Origin of the sequence: Streptomyces sp. NPDC053079 (assembly GCF_044546695.1) — a bacterium.
In the GTDB taxonomy this organism is placed as follows: domain Bacteria; phylum Actinomycetota; class Actinomycetes; order Streptomycetales; family Streptomycetaceae; genus Streptomyces.
On the sequence record NZ_JBITZJ010000008.1, the window covers coordinates 71,277 to 83,420 of the forward strand.

Here is a 12,144-nt window from a genome sequence, read left to right on the forward strand (position 1 = left end):
GGTTCGGAGGTGGGTGGTGCGGTGTCAGCCGTCGATGTTGGCCTCGATGGCGCGGGCAGTCGCCACGAACCGCGCCCGCTCCCGTTCACCGAGTCCCGCGGTGGTGCGCTCTTCGAGCCGCGCCCACGCCTGTGCGACAAGGGGCTCGAGCGCCCGCCCCTCCGGTGTCAGTGACACGACGGTCACACGGCGGTCGGTGTCACTGCGCTGACGTGTGACCAGTCCGGCGTCGGCGAGCCGGCGAACGGATTTCGCGACCGTGGAGTGGTCGAGCCCCAGCGTCTTCCCCAGGGCTTGCTGGGACTGGCCGTCACGGTCCCACAGTTGCAGAAGCATGATCTCCTGCCCCGGGTAGAGCCCGAGTTCCCGCAACAGCGATGCCGCCATGGCTCGATGGGTGCGGGCGACCGCGAAGACGGCGAAGCTGACCGGAAATCGGTCGGAGGCGCTGAGTTCGGATGTGTCGGTCATGCCTGGGACCGCCTCCCCAATAGGTTGCCGACCACGCTAATCCCTTGATGCGTGGTCGGCAACCTAATTGAGCGAGCCGTCGTTTCAGCACGTCCGACGCTTGAGGACCAGCCACATCCAGCCCGTCCGGCGCTTGAGGACCGGGGGTCCGGGGGCGGAGCCCCCGGTTTCGGGAAGGGGCGGGATCGGGGAAAGAAACGCCCCCCAACGGCACCGGGGGCCAAGGCGCACGAACACGCCCCGCCCCCGGCGACCATCACACGCGCGCCCTACCCGGCAAGCGCAGCAACCCGCACAGACGGCACCCGAACAGACGGCATCCGCACCGCCCCCCTCTCCGCCGCATCCAGCTGCACGATCAACGCCTCCCGCGCCCGCGCGACCCGCGACCGCACCGTCCCCACCGGACACCCGGCGACAACGGCAGCCTCCGCATACGGCAACCCCAGCAGCTGCGTCAGCACGAACGCCTCCCGCCGCTCGTACGGCAGCCGGTCCAAGAGCTGCGAGAGGGCAACCCCCTCGTCGAACCCGGGCAGCTCCGCCGACTGCGCCCGCTCGGCAGCCGACTGCCAGTCATCCGTGTCGGACAGCCGCGGCCGCGCCGCCTGGAACCGCAGCCGGTCCACGACCGTGCGCCGCGCGATGGACAGCAGCCATGTACGGGCGGACGAGCGCCCCTCGAACCGCGGCAGCGACCGCAAAGCCCGCAGAAACGTCTCCTGCACCAGATCATCGGCACCCTGCGGGTCATTGCTCAGGCGCGCCACGTACCGCCGTACGTCGCCTTGCGTGGCGCGGATGAACCGTTCCACCGCGTCGCCGTCGCCACCGCGCGCCGCCAGGGCCCAGGCGGTCACCGTCTCGTCGTCACGCACGACGGCCCCCGGTGGGGACGGCCGTTCCCGCGCCGGGGACGATGGCGGGGTGCATTGCAGTGAGGTTCGTACCGCTATATCCGCGCGCGTCGACGGCGAGGAGCTGCCGCCGGGCATCTCCCCGGCGGCGCTCGACGCGCATCTGTACGGCTGCACCGAGTGCAGCGAATGGGGCACGCGGGCCCGCAGGCTGAAGGTGCTCGCGTCGGGCCTGGGCCTCGTGTGAGAGGCCGAAGAGTGTGAGGGCAGGGGTCATCGCCCTGGGTCCTTCCTGGAATCCGGGCGCCCGGCACTGATCGAAGGTGCGGCGGGCCGGCCCGGTGACGTGATCAGACCTGGTCGGTCGCACGCCGGCCGGACCCCGAAGGGGTCAGCAGGCGGCGACGCCGACCGGCGGACCACGCGTGGCGAGGACATGGGCGTACAGCAGCTGGCGCAGCCGCTGGGCGGGGCGCCCGAGCCCGGCGCGGACGCGGGGCGGACCCGTGCGTACGGGTACGTCGTGGAAGAGGAGGAGCAGCGGCGCGCAGAGGCGGGCGCCGATGGTCCGGCCGAGCCGGAAGGCGGCCTGTTCGCCGCCGGAGAGCCAGGCACCGCAGATCACGGCGACGAGCACGTGGGCGGACCACATGCCGAGGGCGCCATGGCCGGCGTGCATGCCGCCCATGCCACCCATGCCCATGCCACCCATGGCGTGATCCATGGGCATGGAACCGGGCGTGGAAGGCCCCGAAGAGCCACCGCCCATGACATGCCCCGCGCCCCCGCACATGGCGGACGAACCCATGGCGCCGAGGTCCACGACGACACTGCCGGCCGCCTGGGCGGCCTCCCGCGCCGTGTTCTGGACGACGTTCTGGGCGAGCGTGAAGAAGGAGTGGAGCCCGGTCTGCGCGCCCACGGTGGCGAGCGTGATCAGCAGCGGACCGCGTTCGCGGCCGGCCAGGAACCAGGCGCAGGCGCCGGTCGTCGACAGCGCGACGGCTATGGCCCACCACGGGACGGTGGTCCCGGACATGACGGCGTGGCCCAGGGCCGCGAGCAGCACACAGACCGCTGCGAACACACCGGCTCGCAGCGCGCGCGGTCCCTGCCCGGTCTCCGGCCCTGCTCTCATGACGGAGACATCGTTGCACCCGCCCCGCGCGGCTCGACGGCGGGGGGCGCGCTGACGCCCGTACGACCCCCCGCTCGGGCGCATGGCTCCGCCCCGTACCGTCCGCCCGGCGGTACGGGGCGGTGGGCCGCCGGCTCGGGGGGAATGACCGGCAACCCGGTCCCGTCGCGCCAGTGGGACTCGCGCTGTCGAGTGAACCGCGCGCGGGGCCCGGGCGGCAGCGTGTGTACGGGGGTGGCCGCGGGTGCGCCGCGCACACCCCGTGTGGACTGCGGGCTTCCGTGTGGGCGGCCGGGCCACCGCCGCGCGACGAGCGCGACCGCGGCCGACCGCCCTCACACCCGCCGCCTCCAGACCAGCCTCCAGCGCTCCGCGCGGGCGGCCCCGACCGCGGGCGCGGGCTCGGTGGGCCGCCTGGCGAGGCTCGCCCCGCATCCCGCGCAGAGCCGGTGTTCGGCGAACCCGTCGTGCCAGGCATGCGTACGGGGGCCCGCCCCGCACACCGGGCATTCCTCCAGATCCCCTACCGGAGCGCGCAGAATGAGCGGCATCACCGTCGCGAGCGGTTCGCCCGGGTGGAACTCCGGGTCGGGGTACCAGAGCGCGCGCCGCGGCTCGGGCGGGTCGGGTACGCGTACGCCGGCGGCCTTCTGCGCACGGCGGCGGACCTGCCACACCCGGAACTCCGCCAGCCAGATCTCCCGCGCGGCGTGCAATTCCTCGACCGCCCGCGACACCGCCTCCGGGTCCATCCCGGGCTCGGCCGGAACCCCGGCGCTGCGGCACAGGTGGTGGTAGGTCGCGTGGAAGCCGTACGGGGCGAACTCCGCGAGGCACGTGCGCAGCGCGCCGAAGCGCTGCAACGGAGAGCGCGTACGGTCGTGCGCCCGCCGGCGGTGTGTGGTGAAGCTGCCCATCCGCCCGAGCGTAGCTACGCCCGGTCGCCGCCCCGCCGGGCGGGCAGCCAGGCGGCGGTGCCCTTGTCGCCGAAGCGGCTGCCGATCGCTCCCTTGATGACGGAGAGAGCGGCGGGCAGCGAGGCGATGGCGGCGGCCTTTATCGCCGAGACGCTGGTGAGATCGAATCCGTCGGCTATGAGCAGACCGAGGAAGGTGGTCACGTAGGCGGCGAGGGTACGTTCGGCGATGTCGACAAGCACCTTGCGCATAAATGTGTTTCCGTTTCGGGGAGTTCGCGAGTGAGTTGCTCAGGAGGCGCGACGAGGAGCGGAAGTTGGCCCACTCCAGGTCGGTTCCAGATGGCAGAGTCCCTGCTGTGACGTGTGCACCGCAAGCCTCTGCCGCGCCAGGATGTAGCACCGGAGCGCCCAGCAGTATCGTCACGGCGACGGCAGCCGGACGGCAGCCGGATGGCAGGCGGCAGTCCGCGAGGGCCGTCGCTCCATCCGAGCCCGGCCCGCAGGGAAGGGGCCCCTATGGTCGACACGGTCAACCCCTGGCTGGCGATGGCCTGCGGCATCGACCCCGTCGAGCGGTGCCGTGCGGTCCGCGGCGCGCACGCCGCGTTCGTCACCGGGGGCGAGCTGAACCCCCACGTACGCACGGTGGTCGCGGACTCCTGGCGGCGCTCCGCGGCGGCCCTGGCCGCGCCGGAGTTCACGGTTCCCATCGATCTGGCCGACGGCGAGCTGGAGATCCACCGCCGGGCGCATCCGCTCGCGCGGGCCATGCCGCTCTTCCGTGAACTGCTCGGTTCCATCGCCGACGACGGGGCCCACCTGCTCGCGGTCTGCGACGCCGCGGGCCGCATGCTGTGGGTGGAGGGGCACCGGGGCGTACGGAAGCGCGCGGAGGGCATGAACTTCGTCCCGGGCGCCCGCTGGGACGAGCGGCACGCCGGCACCAACGCGCCCGGCACGGCACTCGCCCTGGATCACGCCGTGCAGATCTTCGCCACCGAGCACTACAACCGCCGGGTCCAGCCCTGGACTTGTGCCGCCGCCCCCGTCCACGACCCGCGCACCGGCCGGCTGCTGGGCGCGGTGGACATCACCGGCGGCGACCATCTGGCGGGCCCGCACAGCCTGGCCCTGGTCCAGGCGACCGCACGGGCGGCGGAGGCGCAGCTGGCGAGCGCCACGGCCGGGCCGCGCCACGCCCTGTCTGTACTGGGCCGGGACGAGGCGCTCCTGGTGACGGACGGCCGGCGATTACGGCTGGGCAGACGGCACAGCGAGATCCTCGCCCTGCTGGCGGCCCACCCCGACGGCCTGTCCGGCGACCGCCTGGCCATGGCGCTGTACGGCGAACGGCCGGTTCCGGCGGTGACGCTGCGGGCGGAGCTGTCGCGTCTGCGCCGCCTGGTGGGCGAACTGGTGGCATCGCGCCCGTACCGCCTGAACGTTCCACTGGAGACGGACGTGGCGACGGTGGAACGGGAGTTGGAGGCGGGCGACCTCCGATCGGCCCTCCACGCGTACAACGGCCCGCTCCTCCCCCTCTCGGAGGCGCCGGGGGTGTGCAGGATGCGCCGGCTGCTGGAGGACCGGCTGCGACGGACGGTGCTGGGCAGCGCGGACGCGGGGGCGCTGCAGCTGTGGGCGGACAGCCCGTGGGGCGAGGACGACTTGGAGGTGTGGGAGCGGCTGCTGGCCGCGCTCCCGGAGAGCGCGGCGCACCGCGGCTCGGTGGCGGCGCGGGCGAGGCGCCTGCGGGCAACGTTCACGCAACCTGCGCGCGACTAGCGTCCGGGCGGCACAACCCCACCCCGCAGGCCTCCCGCCTCCGTCAACGAAAGGGCGTCCCATGACCCGCTACGCCAGCCCGGGCTCCCCCGACGCCGTCGTCACGTTCCGGCCGCGCTACGACCACTGGATCGGCGGCGAGTACGTACCGCCCAAGCAGGGCGGCTACTTCGAGAACCCGAGCCCGGTGAACGGCCTGCCCTTCACCGAGGTCGCGCGCGGCACGGCCGAGGACGTCGAACGCGCCCTGGACGCCGCGCACGCCGCGGCCCCGGCGTGGGGCCGCACGTCCCCGGCGGAGCGCGCCGCGGTCCTGAACCGCATCGCGGACCGCATGGAGCACATCCTCGAGGCGCTCGCGGTCGCCGAGTCCTGGGAGAACGGCAAGCCGGTCCGCGAGACCCTCGCGGCCGACATCCCGCTCGCCGTCGACCACTTCCGCTACTTCGCGGGCGCGATCCGCGCCCAGGAGGGCAGCCTCTCCGAGCTCGACGAGGACACGGTCGCGTACCACTTCCACGAGCCGCTGGGCGTGGTGGCCCAGATCATCCCGTGGAACTTCCCCATCCTGATGGCCGCCTGGAAGCTCGCCCCGGCCCTGGCGGCGGGCAACGCGGTGGTGTTGAAGCCCGCCGAGCAGACCCCGGCCTCGATCCACGTCTGGCTGGACCTGGTGGCGGACCTGATACCGCCGGGCGTGGTGAACGTCGTCAACGGCTTCGGCGCGGAGGCGGGCAAGCCACTGGCGTCGAGCCCCCGCGTCGCCAAGATCGCCTTCACCGGCGAGACGACGACGGGCCGCCTGATCATGCAGTACGCCTCCGAGAACCTGAAGCCGGTGACGCTCGAACTCGGCGGCAAGAGCCCGAACATCTTCTTCGACGACGTCTCGGCCGCCGACGACGACTTCCTCGACAAGGCCCTGGAGGGCTTCACGATGTTCGCCCTGAACCAGGGCGAAGTCTGCACCTGCCCGTCCCGCGCCCTGATCCAACGCGGCCACTACGCGCCGTTCCTGGAAGCAGCGATATCCCGCACCGAAGCGATCGCACCCGGCCACCCCCTGGACACGACCACGATGATCGGCGCCCAGGCCTCCAACGACCAGCTGGAGAAAATCCTCTCCTACCTCGACATAGGCCGCCAGGAAGGCGCCCGCACCCTCACGGGCGGCGCCCGAGCCGAACTGGGCGGCGAACTCGAGGGCGGCTACTACGTCCAGCCCACCATCCTCGAGGGCCGCAACGACATGCGCGTCTTCCAGGAAGAAATCTTCGGCCCGGTGGTGGCGGTGGCCCCCTTCAAGGACTTCGACGAAGCGATCTCCCTGGCCAACGACACCCTCTACGGCCTGGGCGCCGGCATCTGGACCCGCAACGGCACCACGGCCTACCGCGCAGGCCGAGCCATCCAGGCGGGCCGGGTCTGGACGAACTGCTACCACGCCTACCCGGCCCATGCCGCCTTCGGCGGCTACAAGCAGTCGGGGATAGGGCGGGAGGGCCACAAGATGATGCTGGACCACTACCAGCAGACGAAGAACCTGCTGGTGAGCTACTCGCCGAAGAAGCTGGGCCTCTTCTGAGCGAGCAACAAAGCGTGCCAGTGTGCCGGCAGCCGTCTGCGCCTCGTCTCGTTCGGGCGATTGCTGCGGGTAGCGTGACCACCTGCTGCATGGGTGTCCACGTGTCCGGCCGGTCCGTGCGGGGGCTTTCGACGGAGAGTGATGAGGCTGCAATGGGTGAACTGACGAAGCCCGAGGTCGAGGTTCCGGAGGGTGATGCTCCTACCGAGCTGACCATCCGGGACCTGGTCGTCGGGGACGGGGCTGAGGTGGAGCCGGGCATGATGGTCAGGGTCCACTATGTCGGGGTGACCTTCGAGTCCGGGAAGGAGTTCGATGCCTCCTGGGACCGGGGCCAGCCGTTCAAGTTCGCCGTGGGCAGTGGCAGGGTCATCAAGGGCTGGGACCGGGGGGTGAGGGGGATGAAGGTGGGCGGCCGGCGCGAGATCATCGTTCCCCCGCGTCTCGGCTACGGCAAACAGTCGCCCTCGCCGTTGATCCCGCCGGGCTCGACCCTGGTCTTCGTGGTGGACCTGCTCGACTCGTATTCCAGCACAGCCGGGTGGAGCAACGCCTAGTGACCCTGGCCGTCAAAGCCGGGAAGGACCGGGAGGATCCTGCTCAGCCCGCTGGTCTTCAGCGCCTGGGCGACAGCGGGACGCGGTGCGACAAGGCAGAGGTCGCCGCCGGAGTGGCGGGCGCAGCGGGCGGCGGCGACGAGCAGGCCGAGGCCCAGAGCGTCACAGGAAGGGACGCCGGACAGGTCGAGGAGCAGGCGGCTTCCGGGGCTGTGGGATACGTGCAGAAGGCACTCGCGCAGCTTCGGAACGCCGGAGAGGTCCAGCCTTCCGCGCACCATGAGCACGCGCTCCCGTGGGCCGCCACCGGAGAGTGAGAAGTGGTAGTGCGATGCGGACACCCGCCCGCCTGCCCCTCGCGGAGCTTCGGCGGGAGCGGGGACAGGGACGGTTGTGCGCTCTACGGGCACCACGTGCCTCCTCGGAGCGGGTCACACCTCGACGCTGCCGAGGGCTGGGGCCCCACCGCGCAGCCTAGTCCTGCCCGTACGTCACGGACAGGGCTGAACAGAACGCCACCTGCCCCACGCCACGCTGCCCGTGGTCGGCGGTGAGCTGGAGCTGGGGGCCTCGCAGTCCGTCGTTCTGGTGACGGCCGGCCGGGACGTCCCCGACCGCCGGGTCCGGATGTCCTTCATTGGTGGCTGACCGGACGTTCAGGTCTGCGGGGTGCTGCCGGTGTCGATGAGGATCTGTCCGGCCTGGGTGACGTTGTCCGCCCGTACGGCTCTGGCCATCGCCGCCCGGGCCGCGTCGAGTGCCGCGTCGGGTGGGACCACCAGCAGGGTGAAGTGATCGTTGTCGCCCCGGGTGATGAGGACCGTGTCGTCACCGACGGGGAAGGAATCGAGGTGGACGACCCTGTCGTCGACGGTCAGCCGTGTGGGGAGCGCCTCCCAGGCGCTCGCGTCCAGGCCGACGCGTGTGATGGGGCCGAGGTGCTCGGTCAGGGCGCTGATCAGGCCGGGAAGCTCGGCGCCGATGTCGCGGGAGCGCGGCCACCACGCGCCGTCCAGGATTCCTCCGCGCTCCTGCGTCGTCTCCAGCCGCAGGAGCGCCGTTCCGGGTTTCACGGCGTGGTGAATCGCGTCCGGCAGAAGCCTGGGGAGGTCCGGGGTGTCGGAATCGGCCATGGTGTGCTCGCCTGTCTCCGAGAATTCGGCGAATTCGGCGCGTTCATTCGTCGTCCGGGGTGCGTCGCAGTCACCGGGCGAAGCGCTCGCGGGTAATCCCACCGTACTCCGCGGGCCCGGCGGCAGGCTCGCCGGCAGCACCGGGCGCACGCCCGCGCTCACCGGAGAATCGCCTGGTCGCCGGCGATCTCGGAACGCCGACCGGAGTAGAGCCGGAGTAGGGTGAGAAGACCGGGAGCACTTCGTACACCGGCTTCCACGCGGGTGTCGTTTCCGGTGAGCCACGATGCCGGGCAGTCGACGAGCCCGGGGGCAGGTCCGCAGCATGACCGTGACCATCGACCGTACGACCGCTGACGAGCGCGCCCCTTCGCCGCCCGCCCGCCTGTCCCTGACCCCGGGAAGGACACCGGGCCTGCTGGACGGCGCCTGGTGGCCTCGCTCGCGCGACCTCTCCCGCGAACTCCCCGCACTGACGGACAGGCTGGACCGCTGCTGGGGGCGGATCACCCGCGTCACGGTGAACCCTGCCTCCTGGCCCGTGATCCCCCGCAAGGTGCCCGTCACCGGACACACGGTGCACGTGGGCTGGTTCGCCGGTGAACAGGACCCGCACAAGCTGCTGCTGTTCTCCTGCTCCGGGGGCCGCTGGGACCTGCTGGTCGTCCCGCCGGAGACCAGCCCGGCCGCGGCCGCCCGGCTGATGACCGCCGCGGCCGTCCCCGGAAGCCTTCTCACCGCGAGCATGCTGATGGACGACGAGCGAGCGGCGGGCGAAGTGGCCGAGTCACGGGACAGCGAGGAGGAGTGGGAGACCGAGGGCGGGACCGCGCCGACACCGGCCGGGAAGCCGGTCGGGGCTTCCCTCGCCCGAAGCCGCCGCGAGCAACCACATGTGGACAGCAGGCAACTACGGCTCTTCTCCGGCCTGAGGTGGTGAACATGACATCCGCACGCACAACACCCACCCGCACACCGGCAGAGCCGGTGCCGCCGGCGGGACACGCCGACATTCGCGTCGTCGCCGCGTCCCCCGAGACCGCCCGCCGCGTCGCGGAAGTCCTCCGGCGCTGCTTCGATTCCACCGAGCAACGCAGCTACCCGGCCGGCCGCGAAGGCGGTACCCGCCTCCACCTCACCGTGGACACCACGCATCCCCCCGAGCCCGCACGATCCTGGCTGGTGACCAGCCGGCCTGCGGCGGCCGACCATCCGCAGGATGACAAGGCCTGAACAGCCCGCGCACATGCCCCGTACAGACCCCCAGCTCAGCGGCCTCCCCTCATGCCGGAGGGCGAAGCTTGCGAAAGGCCCGTACCGTTGGCCCATGAGCGTCTTCATCAAGCTGGTGGAGAATCGCCCGCCGAAGGAATACGCGAACGACCGTACGGCGGATGTCTCCTACGAAGACACCGTCGAGGGTGATTCCGAGATCACTTACCAGTACGACGTACTTCCCGGCGGCGTCTTGAGAATCCTGCGGGTCACAAGGGGCGAGGGGGCCGTCATCCATGCGGTCTACGCCCCGGGCCTGTGGTTCCGCGTCGAGGGCCTCTGCCGCGGCACTACGACCCTTGGCGCCGCCCCGTCCGGGTGGGAGCTGGGGTAATCGGCCGCGAGGCCGCTCCCCACTACCCGCTGTTCACGAATGGCTCGGCCAGTGTGTCGTACGGGGCGTGGTGAAGTACTCCGAGTCCTTGGGCCGGCCCGCGTCGCGGCCGGCCGGGCGGGGGGCCGGTTCCAGGTGGGGGATGTACTTGGAGCAGTGGATGTAGGCCTCCTCGATCGTGACGTGGACCCACATTTCGGGGCTGCGGCCGGGGGCTACGTCAGTCGGTAGGCCGGGGTGGATGCTGCGGAGGTCGTAGTCGCCGTAGAGGTGGGCCACGCCGTTGACGTGGAGGCCCACGTGGTGGTGGGTGAAGTCCACGAAGAGCATGCCGAGGTGGGGGTTCTCGAGCATGTTGCCGGCGCTGGCCATTACGCCGTTTCCGCGGAATTCGGGGTAGGCGAGGGTGTGGGAGTCGATGACGTGGACGAAACCCGGTGGGCCGGCGCGGAAGCTGGAATCGCATTCCCCGTGGGAGTCGGCGGTGGCCAGGAAGACCATGGACTGGCGGCCGATGAAATCCCGCATCTCGGGGGTGAGATGGCGCCGCACCTGTTGGTCGTAGAACCGGGCAGCACGGTCGGAGGTGCCGAGGTGCTGCTGCAGCTGGTGCTCACCTGCTGATCCGAAAGGCGGCGGGGGCACGGTCACGAAGAGGTCTCCTGGCAGGGCGGATACGAGGGTGGTGCGGCTCAGGGAGTGGACAGGACGGGGGTCTCGAACGGGTCGTGGTGGATACGGTCGAGCGGAGTGCCGTTGAGGGTGAGCGATTCCCTGGCGGAGGCGACCATCTGAGCCGGGCCGCTGAGAAAGACGTCGTGCTCGTACCACGGCCCGTACTCGGTCAGTACGTCCGGCAGGGATCCGCGGATTCCGGGGATGTACTCGTCGGAGACCGCGGCCTTGATGGTCAGCCAGTGGTTCCGTTGGGCCATCCGGAGCATGTCGTCGACGCCGTACAGTTCGGCCCCGGTTCGGGCGCCGAGGAACAGCTGCACTTGGTGACGTCCCCCTCGGCGGGCGACCTCTTCGATGAGTGCGCGGATCGGCGCGAGACCGGTGCCGCCGGCTACGAAGAGGAGGTCTCTATGGTCGGCCGCGTCCAGGACCATGTCGCCCATCGGGGCCCCTAGATGGATGACGTCTCCCACCACCGCTCGGTGCACCAGCGCATTGCTGACCGAGCCGCCGGGCACCGCGCGCACGTGAAAAGTGAGCGTGCCGTCCTGACGCGGCGCGTTGGCGGCGGAGTAATAGCGCCAGTGCTTCGGCCACCATGGGGTCTCGACGCTCACGTACTGGCCTGCGGCGTATGCGTAGTCCATATGGGGACGCACGGTGATTTCGGCGATGCCATGGCCGCGCGAGACACGGTGCACGACCGTGGCGGGCCATACGGCGGGCCGTACCGCCTCGTCCTCCTCGGCCGCATTGATCATGACTTGGGCGACCGTGCCGTACGCCTTCGTCCAGGCGGCCGCGATTTCCGGCGTCCACGCGGAGCCGGCATACCGGGCCAGAGTGGCGAGGAGGCATTCGCCCACCGCCGGGAAGTGCGCGGGGAGTGCGCCGAACTTGCGGTGATCCCGGCCGAGGCTTCCGCAGAAACGGACGAGATTTTCGGGGTCGTCGACCAGATCCACGATGCGCAACAACGCGCGCAGGAGGCGATCGCGCTGGGGGTCCATCCCGTGCGGGAACATCGAACGGACCTCGGGGTACCGAGCGAAAAGGATTGCGTAGAAGTAGACCGTTATTTCCCCTGCCTGCGGCTCGACTACCGACAGGGAAGCCCTGATGAGGCCTATCTCGTGGTCCGACAAGGGCGGTTCCGCGGTCTCCGGCTCTCCGGTATGTGCGACCTGGGCAGGGGCGGGTACCGAGTCTTCCGGAGCCGGGCGTACGGATGTGCTGCTGGGGCGACCGATCCGGAATCTCAACGGGCCAGCGCTCCCCCATTCGCTGTGCGGCATGACTTATTCCGGGCATATCGGAGCACAGAGCCTTCGACGAATCTCCATCTAGAGGGCACGGCATGGGGGTCGAATGGAGCCAACATGAGTCCTCATAGGAGTACAGAGTCGACGAAG

16 protein-coding genes and 1 pseudogene are annotated in these 12,144 nt (G+C 71.0%); 8 read left to right on the top strand and 9 right to left on the bottom strand.

Going from position 1 to position 12,144, the window contains the following annotated elements:
- Positions 1-24: 24 nt before the first annotated feature.
- A complete protein-coding gene (locus ACIGXW_RS27985; protein ID WP_399575500.1) occupies positions 25-471 on the bottom strand; it encodes a MarR family winged helix-turn-helix transcriptional regulator in 447 nt (148 codons plus the stop codon).
- A 269-nt stretch (positions 472-740) separates the two neighbouring features.
- Positions 741-1,349: a sigma-70 family RNA polymerase sigma factor gene (locus ACIGXW_RS27990; protein ID WP_399575501.1), complete on the bottom strand. Its 609-nt coding sequence runs from the start codon at positions 1,347-1,349 to the stop codon at positions 741-743.
- A gap of 49 nt (positions 1,350-1,398) precedes the next feature.
- Here ACIGXW_RS27990 and ACIGXW_RS27995 point away from each other — a divergent pair, with 49 nt between their 5' ends.
- Positions 1,399-1,575, top strand: a complete 177-nt coding sequence (locus ACIGXW_RS27995; RefSeq protein ID WP_107423015.1) for a zf-HC2 domain-containing protein — start codon at positions 1,399-1,401, stop codon at positions 1,573-1,575.
- 144 nt (positions 1,576-1,719) lie between these two features.
- Here the strand turns inward: ACIGXW_RS27995 and ACIGXW_RS28000 are convergent, their stop codons facing one another.
- The 3 genes from ACIGXW_RS28000 to ACIGXW_RS28010 all read right to left on the bottom strand — a co-directional run bounded on the left by ACIGXW_RS28000 (position 1,720) and on the right by ACIGXW_RS28010 (position 3,634).
- On the bottom strand, positions 1,720-2,466 hold the full coding sequence (locus ACIGXW_RS28000; RefSeq protein ID WP_399575502.1) for a hypothetical protein: 747 nt from the start codon (positions 2,464-2,466) through the stop codon (positions 1,720-1,722).
- Positions 2,467-2,801: 335 nt separating this feature from the next.
- The gene (locus ACIGXW_RS28005; RefSeq protein ID WP_399575504.1) at positions 2,802-3,383 is read right to left on the bottom strand and encodes a hypothetical protein; all 582 of its coding nucleotides are present in this window, start codon (positions 3,381-3,383) and stop codon (positions 2,802-2,804) included.
- Positions 3,384-3,397: 14 nt separating this feature from the next.
- A complete protein-coding gene (locus tag ACIGXW_RS28010) occupies positions 3,398-3,634 on the bottom strand; it encodes a holin (RefSeq protein ID WP_071962813.1) in 237 nt (78 codons plus the stop codon).
- 267 nt (positions 3,635-3,901) lie between these two features.
- On the opposite strand from ACIGXW_RS28010, the gene ACIGXW_RS28015 reads away from it, so the two are divergent.
- The 3 genes from ACIGXW_RS28015 (at position 3,902) to ACIGXW_RS28025 (ending at position 7,312) form a co-directional block, all read left to right on the top strand.
- Positions 3,902-5,170, top strand: a complete 1,269-nt coding sequence (locus tag ACIGXW_RS28015) for a GAF domain-containing protein (protein ID WP_399575506.1) — start codon at positions 3,902-3,904, stop codon at positions 5,168-5,170.
- Between the two features lie 61 nt (positions 5,171-5,231).
- A complete protein-coding gene (locus ACIGXW_RS28020) occupies positions 5,232-6,755 on the top strand; it encodes an aldehyde dehydrogenase family protein (RefSeq protein ID WP_399575507.1) in 1,524 nt (507 codons plus the stop codon).
- Positions 6,756-6,907: 152 nt separating this feature from the next.
- Complete coding sequence (locus ACIGXW_RS28025; protein ID WP_399575508.1) at positions 6,908-7,312, top strand: FKBP-type peptidyl-prolyl cis-trans isomerase; 405 nt, start codon at positions 6,908-6,910, stop codon at positions 7,310-7,312.
- On the opposite strand, the gene ACIGXW_RS28030 is transcribed toward ACIGXW_RS28025, so the two are convergent.
- Positions 7,309-7,653: an STAS domain-containing protein gene (locus ACIGXW_RS28030; protein ID WP_399575510.1), complete on the bottom strand. Its 345-nt coding sequence runs from the start codon at positions 7,651-7,653 to the stop codon at positions 7,309-7,311. The two genes, ACIGXW_RS28025 and ACIGXW_RS28030, sit on opposite strands and share 4 nt — an antisense overlap.
- Before the next feature lie 181 nt (positions 7,654-7,834).
- Between ACIGXW_RS28030 and ACIGXW_RS28035 the strand changes: the two are divergent.
- Positions 7,835-7,960 (top strand): annotated as a pseudogene (locus ACIGXW_RS28035) (YjbQ family protein); the annotation flags it as partial.
- Between the two features lie 8 nt (positions 7,961-7,968).
- On the opposite strand, the gene ACIGXW_RS28040 reads toward ACIGXW_RS28035, so the two are convergent.
- Positions 7,969-8,445, bottom strand: coding sequence for a DUF5994 family protein (locus ACIGXW_RS28040; RefSeq protein WP_360912622.1), 477 nt, complete (start codon positions 8,443-8,445; stop codon positions 7,969-7,971).
- 325 nt (positions 8,446-8,770) lie between these two features.
- Between ACIGXW_RS28040 and ACIGXW_RS28045 the strand changes: the two genes are divergently transcribed.
- The 3 genes from ACIGXW_RS28045 to ACIGXW_RS28055 all read left to right on the top strand — a co-directional run bounded on the left by ACIGXW_RS28045 (position 8,771) and on the right by ACIGXW_RS28055 (position 10,054).
- On the top strand, positions 8,771-9,385 hold the full coding sequence (locus tag ACIGXW_RS28045; RefSeq protein WP_399575512.1) for a DUF5994 family protein: 615 nt from the start codon (positions 8,771-8,773) through the stop codon (positions 9,383-9,385).
- Between the two features lie 2 nt (positions 9,386-9,387).
- Entirely contained in the window at positions 9,388-9,678 is a 291-nt protein-coding gene (locus ACIGXW_RS28050; protein ID WP_071962806.1) for a hypothetical protein, read from the top strand.
- A gap of 94 nt (positions 9,679-9,772) precedes the next feature.
- On the top strand, positions 9,773-10,054 hold the full coding sequence (locus ACIGXW_RS28055) for a hypothetical protein (RefSeq protein ID WP_399575513.1): 282 nt from the start codon (positions 9,773-9,775) through the stop codon (positions 10,052-10,054).
- 33 nt (positions 10,055-10,087) lie between these two features.
- Here ACIGXW_RS28055 and ACIGXW_RS28060 read toward each other — a convergent pair whose 3' ends face one another.
- Together ACIGXW_RS28060 and ACIGXW_RS28065 are read right to left on the bottom strand one after the other, a co-directional pair.
- On the bottom strand, positions 10,088-10,705 hold the full coding sequence (locus tag ACIGXW_RS28060) for a pyridoxamine 5'-phosphate oxidase family protein (protein ID WP_399575515.1): 618 nt from the start codon (positions 10,703-10,705) through the stop codon (positions 10,088-10,090).
- A gap of 41 nt (positions 10,706-10,746) precedes the next feature.
- On the bottom strand, positions 10,747-12,027 hold the full coding sequence (locus tag ACIGXW_RS28065) for a globin domain-containing protein (protein WP_399575516.1): 1,281 nt from the start codon (positions 12,025-12,027) through the stop codon (positions 10,747-10,749).
- Positions 12,028-12,144: the final 117 nt, after the last annotated feature.

Coding starts and splice junctions, on each gene's coding strand:
- ACIGXW_RS28055 (WP_399575513.1), top strand. CDS start 9,773: ATGAGCGTCTTCATCAAGCTGGTGGAGAATCGCCCGCCGAAGGAATAC.
- ACIGXW_RS28015 (WP_399575506.1), top strand. CDS start 3,902: ATGGTCGACACGGTCAACCCCTGGCTGGCGATGGCCTGCGGCATCGAC.
- ACIGXW_RS28050 (WP_071962806.1), top strand. CDS start 9,388: ATGACATCCGCACGCACAACACCCACCCGCACACCGGCAGAGCCGGTG.
- ACIGXW_RS28005 (WP_399575504.1), bottom strand. CDS start 3,383: ATGGGCAGCTTCACCACACACCGCCGGCGGGCGCACGACCGTACGCGC.
- ACIGXW_RS28065 (WP_399575516.1), bottom strand. CDS start 12,027: ATGCCGCACAGCGAATGGGGGAGCGCTGGCCCGTTGAGATTCCGGATC.
- ACIGXW_RS27985 (WP_399575500.1), bottom strand. CDS start 471: ATGACCGACACATCCGAACTCAGCGCCTCCGACCGATTTCCGGTCAGC.
- ACIGXW_RS28040 (WP_360912622.1), bottom strand. CDS start 8,445: ATGGCCGATTCCGACACCCCGGACCTCCCCAGGCTTCTGCCGGACGCG.
- ACIGXW_RS28025 (WP_399575508.1), top strand. CDS start 6,908: ATGGGTGAACTGACGAAGCCCGAGGTCGAGGTTCCGGAGGGTGATGCT.
- ACIGXW_RS28020 (WP_399575507.1), top strand. CDS start 5,232: ATGACCCGCTACGCCAGCCCGGGCTCCCCCGACGCCGTCGTCACGTTC.
- ACIGXW_RS28045 (WP_399575512.1), top strand. CDS start 8,771: ATGACCGTGACCATCGACCGTACGACCGCTGACGAGCGCGCCCCTTCG.
- ACIGXW_RS28000 (WP_399575502.1), bottom strand. CDS start 2,466: ATGAGAGCAGGGCCGGAGACCGGGCAGGGACCGCGCGCGCTGCGAGCC.
- ACIGXW_RS28010 (WP_071962813.1), bottom strand. CDS start 3,634: ATGCGCAAGGTGCTTGTCGACATCGCCGAACGTACCCTCGCCGCCTAC.